The sequence below is a fragment of the Blautia sp. 2227st1_G12_2227SCRN_220401 genome, assembly GCF_039062885.1.
GTDB classification, from domain to species: Bacteria; Bacillota; Clostridia; order Lachnospirales; family Lachnospiraceae; genus Blautia_A; species Blautia_A fusiformis.
On record NZ_JBCLNI010000005.1, the window covers coordinates 16,465 to 31,846 of the forward strand.

12 protein-coding genes and 1 riboswitch are annotated in these 15,382 nt (G+C 45.7%); of the genes, 1 reads left to right on the plus strand and 11 read right to left on the minus strand.

Annotated features, from left to right (window positions below; genetic code table 11):
* Positions 1-5: 5 nt before the first annotated feature.
* The 5 genes from ABCM67_RS03575 to ABCM67_RS03595 all read right to left on the minus strand — a co-directional run bounded on the left by ABCM67_RS03575 (position 6) and on the right by ABCM67_RS03595 (position 7,073).
* Entirely contained in the window at positions 6-1,238 is a 1,233-nt protein-coding gene (locus tag ABCM67_RS03575) for a zinc-binding dehydrogenase (RefSeq protein ID WP_015525954.1), read from the minus strand.
* An 18-nt stretch (positions 1,239-1,256) separates the two neighbouring features.
* Positions 1,257-2,645: an aldehyde dehydrogenase family protein gene (locus tag ABCM67_RS03580; RefSeq protein WP_279031090.1), complete on the minus strand. Its 1,389-nt coding sequence runs from the start codon at positions 2,643-2,645 to the stop codon at positions 1,257-1,259.
* A gap of 31 nt (positions 2,646-2,676) precedes the next feature.
* Positions 2,677-3,558 (minus strand): class II aldolase/adducin family protein, encoded by an 882-nt coding sequence (locus ABCM67_RS03585; protein ID WP_015525956.1) that lies wholly within the window; start codon positions 3,556-3,558, stop codon positions 2,677-2,679.
* A 186-nt stretch (positions 3,559-3,744) separates the two neighbouring features.
* On the minus strand, positions 3,745-4,536 hold the full coding sequence (locus ABCM67_RS03590; RefSeq protein WP_059086811.1) for a glycyl-radical enzyme activating protein: 792 nt from the start codon (positions 4,534-4,536) through the stop codon (positions 3,745-3,747).
* Positions 4,537-4,547: 11 nt separating this feature from the next.
* A complete protein-coding gene (locus ABCM67_RS03595; RefSeq protein ID WP_173758835.1) occupies positions 4,548-7,073 on the minus strand; it encodes a glycyl radical protein in 2,526 nt (841 codons plus the stop codon).
* Positions 7,074-7,427: 354 nt separating this feature from the next.
* On the opposite strand from ABCM67_RS03595, the gene ABCM67_RS03600 reads away from it, so the two are divergent.
* Positions 7,428-8,144 carry a phosphatase gene (locus tag ABCM67_RS03600; protein WP_021651550.1) on the plus strand — a complete coding sequence of 239 codons (717 nt, stop codon included), beginning with the start codon at positions 7,428-7,430 and terminating at the stop codon, positions 8,142-8,144.
* 106 nt (positions 8,145-8,250) lie between these two features.
* Here ABCM67_RS03600 and ABCM67_RS03605 read toward each other — a convergent pair whose 3' ends face one another.
* The 6 genes from ABCM67_RS03605 to ABCM67_RS03630 form a co-directional block, all read right to left on the minus strand.
* Complete coding sequence (locus ABCM67_RS03605) at positions 8,251-8,538, minus strand: cysteine-rich small domain-containing protein (RefSeq protein ID WP_173723397.1); 288 nt, start codon at positions 8,536-8,538, stop codon at positions 8,251-8,253.
* Between the two features lie 264 nt (positions 8,539-8,802).
* Positions 8,803-8,973, minus strand: a riboswitch (cobalamin riboswitch).
* A 231-nt stretch (positions 8,974-9,204) separates the two neighbouring features.
* Complete coding sequence (locus tag ABCM67_RS03610; protein ID WP_147603251.1) at positions 9,205-10,665, minus strand: C40 family peptidase; 1,461 nt, start codon at positions 10,663-10,665, stop codon at positions 9,205-9,207.
* Positions 10,666-10,948: 283 nt separating this feature from the next.
* Entirely contained in the window at positions 10,949-12,439 is a 1,491-nt protein-coding gene (locus ABCM67_RS03615) for an N-acetylmuramoyl-L-alanine amidase family protein (protein ID WP_227588551.1), read from the minus strand.
* A gap of 273 nt (positions 12,440-12,712) precedes the next feature.
* Positions 12,713-13,699 (minus strand): diaminopimelate dehydrogenase, encoded by a 987-nt coding sequence (locus ABCM67_RS03620; RefSeq protein WP_044961542.1) that lies wholly within the window; start codon positions 13,697-13,699, stop codon positions 12,713-12,715.
* 193 nt (positions 13,700-13,892) lie between these two features.
* Positions 13,893-14,540 carry a J domain-containing protein gene (locus ABCM67_RS03625; protein WP_021651556.1) on the minus strand — a complete coding sequence of 216 codons (648 nt, stop codon included), beginning with the start codon at positions 14,538-14,540 and terminating at the stop codon, positions 13,893-13,895.
* Entirely contained in the window at positions 14,534-15,382 is an 849-nt protein-coding gene (locus ABCM67_RS03630) for a DUF5685 family protein (RefSeq protein WP_015525968.1), read from the minus strand. Before ABCM67_RS03630 ends, ABCM67_RS03625 begins: the two co-directional genes overlap by 7 nt.

Sequence of the window (15,382 nt, forward strand, 5' to 3'; positions counted from 1 at the left end):
TAAGGTTATTTGTTAACAATCGCGATCTTAAGACCTGTCATTGCCAGGTTTGTCTCAAGTGCCTCGTTGATCTCCTCAAGCGGGAACTTGTGTGTGATCAGCTCAGACATTGGAAGTCCGATTGCTTTTGCTCTCTTAAGGAAATCAAATGTTGTTGCATAGTCTCTGAGGTTGTATACCCAGGAACCAACAAGGTTGATCTCTTTGGAGCAGAGGTCGAAGTGCGGGTTGATGGTAGCGTCTCCACCGTTGATGAAGAAACCAAGCTCGCAAAGACCGCCGCCGTTGCGGATAAATTTGTAGATGTTGGAGTGTGCATGAGGATTTCCAGTACACTGGAAAGCGAAATCTGCAAGATGTCCGCCCTGAGCCTCTTTAACAGCCTCAGTAAGTGCCTCAATGCCCTTGAAGTTCATGAAGTTAACGGTTGTGTTTGCTCCCATTCTCTTGGCAAACTCAAGACGTTTCTCATTTCCGTCTACTGCACAGATATTATGAACGCCCATTGTATGGAGAACTGCGATGCAGATAAGACCGATCGGTCCGCAACCCTGAACAACAACTCTGCTGTTGAATTTCAGGATTCCTGTTGTTTTTGCTCTCTCTACAGCATGTACAAGTACTGCACATGGCTCGATGAGGATACGGGAATCAAGATCCAGGTCACTTACATTAAAGAATGTAGAACCGAATTTTCCGCCTCTGATGAAGATGTAATCAGCGAACCAGCCGTTGAATTTAACGTCGTCATCCGGAAGAAGTCCATATACGTCAGCGCCGCCTACGTTCTTCTTGTTAAGGTCGAACATTGTGATTTCCGGATCATCTTTGAAGATCATACAGGTAACGATCTTGTCGCCGACTTTAACCGGTTTACCAGCTGTATCAACTTTAACGTTTTTACCCATTTTTACGATCTCACCGGTTCCCTCATGTCCGAGAACTACTGGGATAAGACCAAACGGGTCATTTTTGTACTCATGAGCATCTGTTCCGCAGACGCCGCAGCCCTCAACTTTAACGAGGATGTCGTCGTCACCAACTTCTGGAAGATCATACTCCTGAAGCTCAAAATGTTTCTTCTCTGTCATCATTGCTACTCTTGCTTTTTTTGGAATTGTGTTTCCTGCCGGAGCAGCCGGAGCGCTTGTTGCAGCAGCTGCTGCAGGAGCGTTTCCTGTCATGCCGGAGAGAACCTGTTTAACGATTTCTTCGATATTTACATTGTTCATATCCATTGTTTCTGTTCCTCCTGATTAACGAATGCAAAGGCTGTCTGTCATTACGCAGCGTCTTCTCTTTGTGAATGTGCTTGCGCTTGTAAGTCCCTCACCGGTACGGCTTGCAATTGTGAATGTACAGAAACCTTCTCCGCCAAATCCAAGTGCGGAATAGGACGGGCCGTTCTTTACAAGGATTGCGGTATCAATTGCTTTCGCATATTTTGTAATGTTATCAATATTCTTGGAATGAATATGTGCGGAATGACGGTTGCCATGCTCAAGCCATACAGCCTGCTCTACAGCATCGTCAAAATCCTTAGCTCTTACGATTCCGAGGATTGGCATCATAAGCTCTGTTGTGATGAGCGGATGTTCCTTCGGTCCTTCGAAGATAATGCAGCGGGTATTTGCCGGTGCCTGAACTCCGATCATGGAAAGAAGTGTCTTCGCATCACGTCCTACACATTTACGGTTCAGCTTGCCGCCTGCAAGTACAGTCTCAACAAGCTTATCCTGCTCCTCCTTGGATGCAAGGTAGCAGTCATTTTCTGTAAGCATGTAGTGCATTAACTCATCAACTACGGAAGATACTGCAACAACTTCCTTCTCAGCGATACATGGAAGATTGTTATCGAATGTACATCCGTTTACGATATCCTGAGCTGCCTTACGGATATCAGCAGTATCATCAACCAGTGCCGGCGGGTTTCCTGCTCCTGCACCGATTCCTCTCTTACCGGAGGAAAGAACTGCTGTTACAACACCAGGACCTCCTGTTGCTGCGATCAGATGGATATCTTTATGTTTCATCATAATATTGCTTGTCTCAAGAGTTGGTTTCTCAACTGTGACAGCGATATTATCCGGGCCGCCTGATTCCAGGGAAGCCTCATTTAAAAGATTGATTGCGTAAATAGAAGTTTTAACTGCTGCCGGATGTGGGTTGAATACTACTGTATTTCCACCTGCCAGCATACCTATTGTGTTGCAGAGAACTGTTTCACTCGGGTTAGTACATGGTGTGATCGCACCGATAACACCAAACGGTCCCATCTCGATCAGAGTCAGTCCTCTGTCTCCGGACCATGCAGTTGTTGTAATGTCTTCTGTTCCAGGTGTCTTGTCTGCTACCAGGTGATGTTTCAGGATCTTATCTCCTACATTACCCATACCAGTTTCCTCAACACCCATACGTGCCAGTACTTCCGCATTTTCTTTGATCTTCTTGCGGATGCAGGTGATGATCTTTTCTCTCTGGTCCATAGACATTGTCTTAACTACCAACTGAGCCTTCTTGGCTGCTTCGATAGCATCATTCATATCCTTGAAAACGCCATGTTTTCCGGCCGGAGCATCTGCGATCTGCATTTTTGCCATAACTTCCTGTACAATTTCCTGTACCATATTCTCACTTATTGGCATGAGATGTCCTCCTTAATATTCCGTCAAAAAATTATTTCAGGCCAAGCTGAGCCATAACCTGTTTTGTGATCTGAGCAACAAGCTCTGCGTCATTCTTTGCTGTATCTGCTGCAGGAGCTGCATCTTTATCACAATCACAGTCTTTTCCAACGAAATCATACTGATATCCTGGGAACTGTTTGTAGTCCTCGCTGTGGCATGCACCGCCGCAGTTGTGGCAGTTCTTGCCGTCTTTGTTCAGGCAGAGGCTTGCCGGATGTTTTCCAGGCATACCGAATTTACGACGGATCGCATAGAGCTTCTCGATGTTCTCTTTGTCAAATTCCTTCGGTCCGCCAAGGAGCTTGGTCTGATACAGAAGCTGTGCATAGAACTCTACAGACTCCATCTTCATATATGCAGCGTTAAGGTCTGTGCTCCATGTAAGTGCTCCATGGTTCTCAAGAAGTACTGCATCGAAGTATGGAAGGTATTTCTCAAGGTTGTCCGGAATCTCCATTGTGGAAGGTGTGCCGTACTCAGCGATCGGAACACATCCAAGAGCGATAACTGCCTCAGGCATGATCGGCTGTGTAAGCGGGATACCTGCGATTGCGAAAGATGTAGCATAGATTGGATGAGCATGTACAACAGATCCTACGTCCGGTCTCTTCTCATATACTCTCATATGCATCTTGATCTCAGATGATGGTTTGAATCCCGGGTTAGCCTGGATCACATTACCCTTGCCATCTACTTTACAGATGAACTCTGGTGTCATGAATCCTTTGGATACACCAGTTGGTGTGCAAAGATATTCATTCTCAGCTATCTTAACAGAAAAGTTTCCGTCGTTAGCTGCAACCATGTTACGGTTGTAGATTCTCTTACCGATGTCACAAAGCTGTTTTTTGATTTCAAACTCGTTTACCATGCTTAATTTCCTCCTTGAGCATTGGATTGCACTATTTTGTTTCTGAGAACATTTTACCCCATACCACAAAATAAGTCAAGGACAATCCGTTGTTTTATGTTGGTTTCTTGTTGTATTTTGTGTTGTTTTTATTGTTTTTTATATTTTCTGTTTGTAAAGGATCTTTTTTCTGTAATCCTGTATCTCTCAGCCGCCGATCTGGCAGTCCAGGCTGCATACCGCATGCACTGCATTCTTTAACATCTGCATATGTTCTGCTGTAGGCGGAAGGATTCCTTCCATTAAATAGGGTCTGCCAAGTCCTTCATATTTATCCTGCCCCAGTCTGTGGTACGGAAGAAGATGGATCTTGTTTACGCCCGGAAGGGATGCTGCAAATCTTGCGATCGCCTGGATCTCTTCCACAGAATCATTAAATGTGGGGATCACCGGAACGCGGATCACCAGTCTAGTTTTTCCGTAGAGCGCAACCCTTCTTGCATTCTCCAGCATCAGTCCGTTGGCCCGTCCTGTGAATTCTTTATGTTTTTCCTGATCCATATGCTTGATATCCATCAGATATACATCCAGATAGGGAAGTACCTGTTCGATCTTTTCCCATGGGGCACAGGCCATACTTTCTACCGCTGTGTTGATTCCTCTCTCCTTTGCCGCGCGAAGAAGATCTCTGGAAAAGTCCGCCTGGCACATACATTCCCCCCCGGAAAGGGTGATCCCGCCTCCGGAACGGTAATAATAGGCACGGTCTTTTTCCACCTCTTCGATCATCTCACGAACTGTCACGTCGCGGCCGATCACTTTATCTTCTCCCAGAACCTTCATGTTCTGGATCCGGTATTCCTGTGATTCCGGATTACAGCACCAGCGGCAGCGAAGAACGCAGCCCTTCAGGAACACGATGGTACGGATACCCGGTCCATCGTGTACTGAATATTTCTGAACATCAAAGATCCTGCCCTTTGTATCCAAATAGTCCATTCGTTACTCCTTTAGAAGCCCTGCTCAGTACGTCTGATGATATCGTCCTGCAGAGATCTGGAAAGTGTAGTGAACAATGCGCTGTAGCCTGCAACACGTACAACCAGATGTTTGTACTTCTCCGGATGCTTCTGTGCATCCAGAAGTGTTTCTCTGTCAACAACGTTAAACTGCATATGCATACCCTTCTGATCAAAATATCCGCGGATCAGTGCTACGAATTTCTCCAGTCCTTCTCTTCCTGCAAGTGCTGACGGATGGAATTTCTGATTAAACAGTGTTCCGTTGGATACGATAAAATGATCCAGGCGGGATACAGAAGTTGCCGCAGCTGTCGGTCCCTTCACATCCTTGCCGGCTGACGGGGAAACGCCATCTGCTACCGGAGTATGTGCGTAACGGCCATCCGGTGTTGCACCGGTCTGTCCGCCAAGCGGAACGTTTGCAGATACAGGATAAAGTCCTGCCTGATAATGTCCGCCTCTTGGGTTCATATATTTCTGAAGCGGTCTTGTGTAAGTATAAGCCACATCCCTTGCAAAGTAGTCCACATCCGGGATATCATTTCCAAACTTCGGAACCTCCTCGATCATCTTGTGGATCTCTTCGAATCTTGCCTTTTTCTCCGGAGATGGCTCTGTTCCGAGAGCTGCTGTCATAACAGCTGTTGCGGTCTGCTCATTTACGCTGATGCCATTCTCCTGAAGCTTCTGCATAACGATGGTGGTGATATCTGCTGCAGACTGTGCATCGATACCCTTGCCATAGTTCCATGCCAGAGCCTCCTTCAGCTCTTCCATGGTCATCTTCTTTTCTTCATATACAAGCTTGCGGATCGCATACAGAGAATCTGCCATGTTTGCAATACCAAATCCCTGAGGACCTGTAAAGTTATAAACAGCTCCGCCTTCCTGAACGGATTTGCCCCGTTTCAGGCAGTCATCCACCATACAGGAAAGGAATGGAAGCGGACATCTCTCCGCATGTGCCACATCAATGGCATTATCAGCATTTACAAGCAGGGAAATGAAATATTCCATCTGTTTCTTATATGCATCATAGAACTCATCGAAGCTCTTCATCTCTGTGACATCGCCGGTCTGGACACTGATCTGTACCCCTTTGTCCATACCATTAGAGAAAACCATCTCCAGCGGACGGCACATGTTAAAGAACGCAGCGTCATGCCAGCCCTCTGTCTTACCTGCCTTCTGCGGTTCTACACAGCCGATGATGTTATATTCTCTGGCATCTGCAAGAGAAAGGCCGCGGTTCTGCAGTGCAGGAATGATAACCTCATCATTGTAATAAGCCGGAAGTCCGATTCCTGTTCTTGTAAGCTCTGCAGCCTTGATCAGGAATTCATGTGGTGATCCGTTCCATACTCTTACAGAAAGAGACGGTGCCGGAAGGTGCACATGCATAGACGCCTGGATGCACATAAAGGAGAGATCATTGGTCACATCCTCGCCATCCTTGTTCTGACCACCTGCGATCAGGTTCTGGAAAAGGCTGTAGCCTGCAAAGCCTTCTGCAGATGCAGCATCACGGCATTTATTCAGGTCGTTTAATTTTACCCATATGCAGTCCATCAGTTCCTGGGCAAATTCTCTGGTAAGATTGCCTGCTTCCATATCACTCTTGTAATACGGATACATATACTGGTCAAAACGTCCCGGAGAAATAGAATGTCCGCTGCTTTCCATCTGGATCAGCTGCTGTACAAACCAGAAGGACTGGCACGCCTCATAGAAGTTACGGGCGCCCTTCGCCGGTACGCGTGTACAATTGGATGCGATCTGAAGGAGTTCCTGTTTTCTGGTCGGATCCTGACACTGATATGCCATCTGCTCTGCGAGCTCGGCATAGCGATGTGCATAGTCGATAACTGCCTGACAGCTCATGATAACTGCTTCCAGGAAACGAGATTTCTTTGCGTAATCACCATCTCCTACATTACACTCATCCAGTTCCTTCTGAGCTTTGGCAATGATCCCTTCATAACCGATCGCCAGAACTTCTTCATATTTAACGGTTACGTGTCCTACACCATTGTAGAAATAGTTTCCGGGTGTAAAAATATTGTGGTCAATGGCAAGAATCGCTTCCGGTGCCATATAGGAGGTTGCAAGCTCACTGGTAGTCTTGCCTTTCCAGTATTTATGTACCTCACGGAGCTCCGCCTTGGTTTCCTCCGCAATATAAAATGGATCGGCTGTTCTGGTAGCCACTGTATCCAGCTCATCCTCCAGCCACTGGAAAGAATACTCCGGAAACGTCTGACAGCCTCTCGGCGCCAAAGTGCTGCTTCCGACGATCAGCTCCTCATCACGGATGATGATCGGAATGTTGTGCAGGATGTGGGCAAATGCCTTGGCTCTGCGGGTGATGATCGGCTCGTCTTCTGTTGCTTTGTAAGACTCTGTGATCAGTTTTGCTCTGGCAGATTCGATCACCGGCATCTTTGCATAAAGATTATCTACAAGATGTGTGATCCTGTCTGTTTTCGGAACATCTGCTATATGAAATTTCTCCATGATTCTCCTTTCTCATAACCGGTTGTTTCTGGTGATCTGTCTGCCTCTACGCTTCCAGAACCGCTCCTGTCCGGCTATGTGCTCATGTAGTTTTATTATACCTTACCCCTACTTCGATGTCAACGAAATCCAACATGTGTTTCTAGCTGTTTTTGTGGTTTTTATCGGTTGCGCCCTGTTGATTTTATTTGTTTTTTGTATTTTTATGTTTTTCTCTATTGACTTTGTTTTTCTGCTCTGCCATACTTGGATTTATATAGGAATTCCTTTGTTTTTCAGAAAAAATTTATGCAAAGCGGACATTCGTATTCCGCTCTGTCACATGTTCTCAAACAGTAAAAGAGGTGTATTTTTATGTATCTTTCTGATATGCATACCCACTCCATCGCCAGTGGTCACGGCACGGAATGTACCATCACAAACATGGCACGCGCAGCTGCCGAGAAAGGTCTCCGGCTTCTCGGGATCACTGATCACGGTCCCGGCACTCTGGCAGCCGGAACTTCCTCCTATTTCCGCAGCCTTACCTATTCTCCCAAAAAACATTTCGGTGTAGAATTACTCTACGGAATTGAACTGAATATCCTTGACCGCAGCGGAACGGTAGATTTAGATCAGGAATTATTATGTAAACTTGATTACGCCATTGCCAGCATGCATGCCTGGAATTACCGCTGCGGTACCAGAGCCGAAAACACAGAAGCTTTTATCAATGTAATGAAAAACCCCTGTGTAAAGATCCTCGGACATAGTGATAACACTCATTACCCGGTTAATTATGATGCGCTTGCAAGGGCTGCCAGGGAAACCGGCACGATCTTTGAGATCAACGAAGCTTCTCTTGCACCTTATGGCTATCGTGGCGACACAAGAGAAAACTGTTTCGAGATCCTTCGATGCTGCCGCAAATATGATCTGCCGCTGCTTCTTTCCAGTGACAGCCATGGCCCGGAGCATATCGGAGATTTTACCTGTGCTGCTGAGTTTGTTCATCAGGCCATGTTTCCGGAACAGCTGATCCTCAACAACCAGATTCCCAGACTCAAGGTTTTTCTCCAAACCAGAGAATGATCTTCTGTATCTTTTCCGACAGATAACAGATATTGTCCCCTCAAACAAAACAGGCCAGTTCAAACACAGGAATATATATTTCCCTGTATCTGAACTGGCCTGTTTTTTATTTTTCCCGCTGCTTCCGTACAATTTCCGCAAGCTCGCTATATTTACCTGTAACATATCCGAAATTTTCTCTTCTGTGAGGAAGCTTGCATTCGGTGCAGTCTTTGATCCCGCTTTCCGTAAAGCGGAAATTACCACCACATTTATCTCCCAGTGCATATAAAGGACAATAGCAGAACAGACAATTGAAGTTCTCCGGATCTGCCCCTTTATGGCACGGAAAATACTCACAGTTTTTGTGGCTGAAGTAAGAGTATTCTTTGCCTTCCCAGTATGGTTTCTCCATGGCTCTTTTCTCCTCTCCTGACATCCACACATAATTTTTTCCTATAAAAAAGAGGTAGCGATGCCACCCCGGGGTAGAAATATAATCCGTTCATGAGTGCGCGGAGGGAACGAATGTATCCGGAGTAGTATCGCCTGCCATTTAATCATGTATAATTCATATGAACAGGCGCATTCCATAAAAAAATGCCTACTCTCGTAAAAAAGTAGACAACGTCCCAGGGGTGCGGAGTCCCTGAAATGGTTGTTACACTTTACACGGAAGTTTAACCTCGCCATAACAAGCAGGTTTCCTGGCTCCGGGATCATGGCTCCTCTCTCCTTCTCATACATACGTACAATGGACTATGAGATTCGCTCCTCCGTTACAGTGACCGGATCGCTCAGGTTTCACACCTGATTCCCTTTTCTGTGGACTTCTGATAATCAATATATAACTGTCAGCTATCCTCAGCACTTGCTATGTTCAATATGGAATTATACTGACATTATAATAACATCCTGTTAATTATATGTCAATACTGTTTTCAATATTTATACATTTTTGAGCATATTTTATTGCTGTTCAATCCGTTCCATGGGTTTTCAATATTTTTTCCGACGTCAAAAACAGCCCGACAAACTACTGTCGGGCTGCTGTATTTTTATTTTCTGTTGTACGTTCTTATTATACAAGACGTCTTACAGATACAATTGTTCTGTATGTAGCATCATTGCTGATCTTGATCCCGTCCTGAGAGTTCGATGCATGAACGATCTGGCCATTACCCATGTAAATAGCCACGTGTCCGCCATAGCAGATCAGATCTCCCGGCTGTGCATCTGCGTAGGATACTTCTGTACCTGCATTCTGCTGCTCATAGGAGGTTCTCGGAAGGCTGACTCCGAAGTTCGCATAGACACTCTGTACAAATCCGGAGCAGTCTGCACCATTGGTAAGGCTTGTTCCACCCCATACGTAAGGATTTCCCACAAACTGTGTAGCATAATTCACAACAGAAGATCCGGAACCGCTACTGTAAGAAGAACTGTCACTGTCTGAAGATGTATCCTCTGCATTAGATGTGTCCTCTGCACTTTCTTCAGATGCGTCTGTGCTGTTATCGTAATCTGCGTCTGCATTATCCTCTGTATTCTCAGTATCCTCGGACGCATCATCATTCTCACCATTGTCTGCATCTTCATCCACATCCTCGGTGTCATCTTCTGCAGTATCCTCATCTGCATTCTCGATCACGTCGCCGTCCTCATCGTACTGTCCGTCTTCGCTCTCGTCTGCCTCATCCTGCTGTGCTTCCTGCTCTGCCTGGCGTCTTGCTTCCTCTTCTGCCTCAGCCTGTGCTCTCGCTGCTGCTTCAGCCTCGGCCTGACGTCTTGCCTCTTCCTCTGCTGCAATACGCTCAGCCTCTAATCTCTGAAGCTCTGCAGTCTGCTCTGCAAGAAGGTTTGCATAATCTGTAGCCTGCTGCTGTGCGTAGGCGATCTCATTATCATAATCTGCGGATGTGGCACGCTTCTCATCCAGCTGTGCCTGCAGGTTCTGGGACTCTGCCTCATATTCCTGCTTCATTCCCTCCAGCTCTGCCTTCTCCTGTGTGTACTGTGCCTCCAGGTTTGCCACCTGCTGGATCGTATTGGAATATTTTTCAAGACTCTTACGGTCCTGCTCATAAGTCTTCTGTGTGTACTCTGCTCTTGTAAGAAGGTCAGACAGGTTCTCTGCATTCAGCATCATCTGGAACCATGCATCGTCTCCACCCTTCTCATAGAGATACTGGATACGTTTCTTCATTGCCTCATACTGTTTCTGCTTGGCATTTTTGGCCTTCTCAAGGTTGGTCTGTGTAGATGCAATGTCGGCTTCCTTATTGGAGATATCTCCCTCCAGTGTCTGGATCGAAACCATCACGTTTACAAGATTGGCATCAAGAGTTGAAATCTCGCCTTCAATCTGTGACTTCTGTGAGGAAAGCTCATCCAATCTGGAATAAGTCGCATTCAGCTGTTCGTTAGTCGCATCCATCTCCTGCTGAAGTGCTGCCTCTTCTTCTCTTGTTGCGCTTACGCTGACTACCTGTGCTCCGCTGATGATGAGCGCCAGTGTCAGACATAATATCCTTTTCTTCATGACTGTTCACCCTCGCAATCTGATTCTAATTTAATACAGCGGATCTGACCATCCGCTTCGTTGGTTTTCTTTGTAATACTTTTGCAATATCTTGTTTCAATCTTTTTATATATTAACACAGTGTTATTTGGATTGCAAGGATTTTCTATTAATTAGTTTAAAACTTTGTAACATTTATTAATGATTTTGACATTAAAAAAGGAGAACCCGGGTTATCTCAGGTTCTCCTCTCACGTTTCTTATTTCTATTTGTTACATACAAATTTCTTTCAGCATATCCTGATCAGAAAAGATCTGCAAGGATCTGATTGGCTGTCTTGTTCAGATATCCGTTGGGATCGGAAAGAGTGCTTCTGTTCCATCTGAAGTATGCACCGTTTCGGATATAGTTACCACTGGATTCATGATAGTCATATTTGCTGGCTCCAGGATACCTGGACATGTAAGTTTCTGCCAGCTTGATCGCCTGGCTTCCGTAAGTTCCGCTTGGTGTCGGTGTTCCGGAAATCTGTACGCCGGCATTCGGTGTACAGTGGAGGATCACGACACTCTTATCGGAACACTGTCCGAGAACGATCCAGGTATGTCCGCTGTTGTATCCGATATCCCCAGGATAAAGCTTCCAGTTTGAGCTTGCCAGCTGAGCCTGGGAAACAACGGTACCCATTCCCTTGCCGGAATACAAAGATCCAAGATTTCCGGAAACATCCGTGTACATAGGTCCACCGGATCTGCTCTGCATGATCTGATATACAGACCATCCTACAAAGCCGGAGCAGTCAAGGCCCTTCTGTTCTGTAGCTTCACTGAGATCCATATAATATCTGTAATTATAGGAGCTGGAATTGCTGTCATACCATTGTTTCCATTTTGGACTGATGCCCTTTCTGGTCGCATCCGACCAGTTGTGGCCGCCGCCCCATACGTAAAGAGTCTTTCCTACCGGAAGTAATGCATTGGCAAGGAAATTCTTGATAGTCCTGGAGCTTGTCGCTGTAGTAGTACTTGGGTTGGTATCCAAGACACCATTGCTGCCAAATGTATACTTCTTGCCATCGATCGTCTTCGTTCCCGTAGCCATGACACCGGTTGACGGATCGAAATAATATTTATATCCTTTTTTGGAATTTGTGACCCAACCGGTAGCCATCACGCCGCTCTTGCTGTAAAAATAATAGGTATCGCTGCCGATCTTCTTGAAGCCCTTATACATAGCTCCCGTGTTTGGATCAAAATAACGCTTCTGCTGTTTCTTATTCGTTGCCCAGCCCTTTGCCATAAAGCATTTGCTGGTAAAATATCTGGTCACATTCTTCTTGTCTGTAAGGAATACACTTCTGGCTGCAGCACCACTGCCTCTGTAAAAATAATATTTCTTATTACTGATCGTGGCCCATTTCGTTGTCATATATCCGCTGGTGGGATTAAAATAGCGGGTATTGTTCTTACTGTCTGTAAGCCAGCCTGTTGCCATATAGCCCTTGGCACCGTTGACATTATAAAAATATCGTTTGCCCTTGGAATCCTTAGCCCAACGCTTCATCTGCACGCCTGTGGATTTATTAAAAAAATATTTCTTCCCGTTCAGTGTAAGCCAGCCTTTTACCTTCTGTCCATTCTGATAATAATAGGACTTTCCTTTTTCTGTTTTAAAGCCGTTTTTGGTCGCAGCCTGTACATCTGTTGCCGTTGTATGTACAGTTGCTCCGGCTGCAAAGAACATCAGAACAAAAAAAAGTCCCCAGAGTTTCCATTTTCTGCTTAATTTTCGCATACATACCTTCCTTTGATAGATAGATCATTGATATTTACTATTTCTTAAGTCCGACTGATCGTAAACGTTACAATTTTGTTACAATTTTACGTCCATATTATATAACATTCTTTACGGTCCGTCAACTCTTTCCTTTTCTTTCAGAAAAATCATCATCCAGGTATTACCAATGTTAATTTTATGCAGAAAAAAGCCCCGAAACATCAGAAATATTCACCGATGCTCCGGGGATATGATCCTTTATGCAGTTTTGCTCCTGTCTGTTACGGATCCTTACAGAAATTTTTTGCGAAGCTCTGCCCCATCAAGGGCACTTAAATATGCAGGTGCAACATCAAATACTGTCTTGCATCCCTTCTGTCCTTCCTGGTTCATGCGGTATGCAGCTCTTGCATAGGCAACGATCACAGAAGATGTGAACTCAGGATTGGAATCCAGCTTCAGGCTGTACTCGATCACATGGCTGTTCTCATTGTTCCAGCCTGTTTTTCCGCTGCGGATCACAAAACCGCCGTGTGGGATACCGCTGTGGTCACGATTCAGCTCTTCCTGGGAAATGAAATGTACCGTTGTATCATACTCGTCAAAGTAGTTCGGCATGGTCTTGATCTCTTCCTCGATGCGTGCAAGATCAGCACCTTCCTCAGCAACTACGAAGCACTCTCTTGTATGTTTCTGGCGTGTAGTAAGCTCCGGATTTTCTCCGTTTCTTACTGCCTCAAGTGCAGCTTCTACCGGAATGGTGTACTGCTTTGCATCCTTTACGCCTTTGATGCGGCGGACTGCATCAGAATGTCCCTGGCTGACACCCTTGCCCCAGAATGTGTAGTCGTTTCCATTTGTAAGGATCGCATTTGCATACATACGGTTCAGAGAAAACATTCCTGGATCCCAGCCTACGGAAATGATTCCTACATGTCCACTCTCTGCTGCTGCCTTGTCAACATTTGCAAAATGCTCCGGGATTTTCTTATGTGTATCAAAGCTGTCCACAACATTGAAATATTTTACATACTCCGGTGTCTGAACAGGAAGATCTGTCGCACTTCCTCCACAGATGATCAGGACATCGATCTCATCCTTCAGCTTCTCCGCATCTTTTACAGAATAAACCTTTGCGGTCTCTGTAAGGATCTTTACAGTCTCTGGATCACGTCTGGTAAATACTGCAACCAGCTCTGTATCCGGATTATGCTTGATGGCGCACTCCACGCCGCGTCCCAGGTTTCCGTAACCTAAAATACCAATTCTTATACTCATAACGATTTCCTCCTCTTTTTCTCTGCAGTATGACATTTTCCGGACAGCATTGTGAATTTCTGTCAGAAAAATCCCTCTGCGATCTATATCGCAAAACGGATCTGCAGGATCCGCCTTACAAACATATGGATATGCTGCCTCAGGATATTCCGATTCTCAATTCCGGGATATCGATGACCGCTTTGTTCCTGCATCAGCAGCAGAAAAAGCCGCCCGGCCAGCACATGAAACAGGCCATGGTCCTGCAGCAGGCATCACACATATCTCCTCCTGCGGTCGGCATTCCCCCAAAGGGATCCTGCCGCTGCTGATACCAGCCGCCACCGCCTTCCATTCTCTGGAGCAGCATACGGTACTGCATATTATCCGGTTCCTGACGGACTGCTTCACGGATCTGATCCAGAGCTGTTACATTATTTCCCATTCCCATATTTGCCATAGCAGCCAGGTAATACCATTCCCCATTTTTCTGACCAAGAGAATCCAGTACATTCATAGCTTCCTGAAAATGACCGCTCTGCACATAATTGGCGGCCGCCCTTCTGCGCATACTTTCCTCATCCTGATAGGCACTGGAACCGGCATTTCCGTAATTTCCAAAACCACCGTAATTTCCGTAGCCGCCATAGCCATTCTGGGAACTACTTCCGTACTCACGCTCTTTCATGATCTGCTCGTAAGCCTGCTGCACTTCTTTGAATTTTTCTTCGGCCTGATCCTTATTCGGATTATTGATATTGGCATCCGGGTGATACTTTCGGCTCAGCTTCCGGTATGCCTTTTTTATTTCATCATCAGATGCGTTTCTGGGAACTCCCAGCACGCTGTATGGATCTAACATTTTTTCTCTTTCTCCCGTTCTTCCCTGCGCTTCTGTCCGATCGCCGCAAAGCGGCACCAGACGCCGGAATATAAAATATTTCGAAGGATATCTCCGTATCGGAGGATCGGCAGCTTTTCAAATTCTCTGCAGCATTCTGCAAGCATCATCATAAGAAGCCGACGTACCTCTTCCTCGAACCCTTCTATCTTATATTTTTCAAGGAAAGGATTGTAATTTCCGTTTTCTGCATCTTTTTCCACATCGTCATAAGCATCCAGGATGTAGATAAATTTTCCGAGATAAAATCCCAGACGGCGCAGGGACGATTCCCAGACATCCTTACGGAAGGCCAGAATCTCTTCCATGATACGTCCGGAACATCCGGCTACACGGTCCACATCGGTTTCCCCCTGTTTTTCCAGGGAAGAAAGCTCCTCTAGTGCGTTTCGGATCCTTTGGATCTTCTCCGGATAAGCGGACATATGCATATTTCCGCAATTCTTCAGAATTCCTGCATATGCATAGCGCAGTGGTTTGTGTTCATCCTGCCAGTCATCCATACATTTGTAATAGGTAAGGATCACATTCATATCCGCACAGTACTCAGTTACTGTATTTTTGCGCACCGGCTGGGGCTTCAGCGGATGGACCACACACCTGGAGGTTCCCTTCTTCGTTGGCGGTTCATAAAGAGCGCTTAAAAGAAGGACCACAAATGTCATATCATAAGTCAGTGAGATCTGTCCCGGTATCCCGTATCTCTCCCGCAATTCTCTGCAAAGACCGCAGTAAAAAGAACGGTACACATCAAAATCCTTGAATTTTATTTCCGGTTTATTAACGGTCACATATCCGAACAT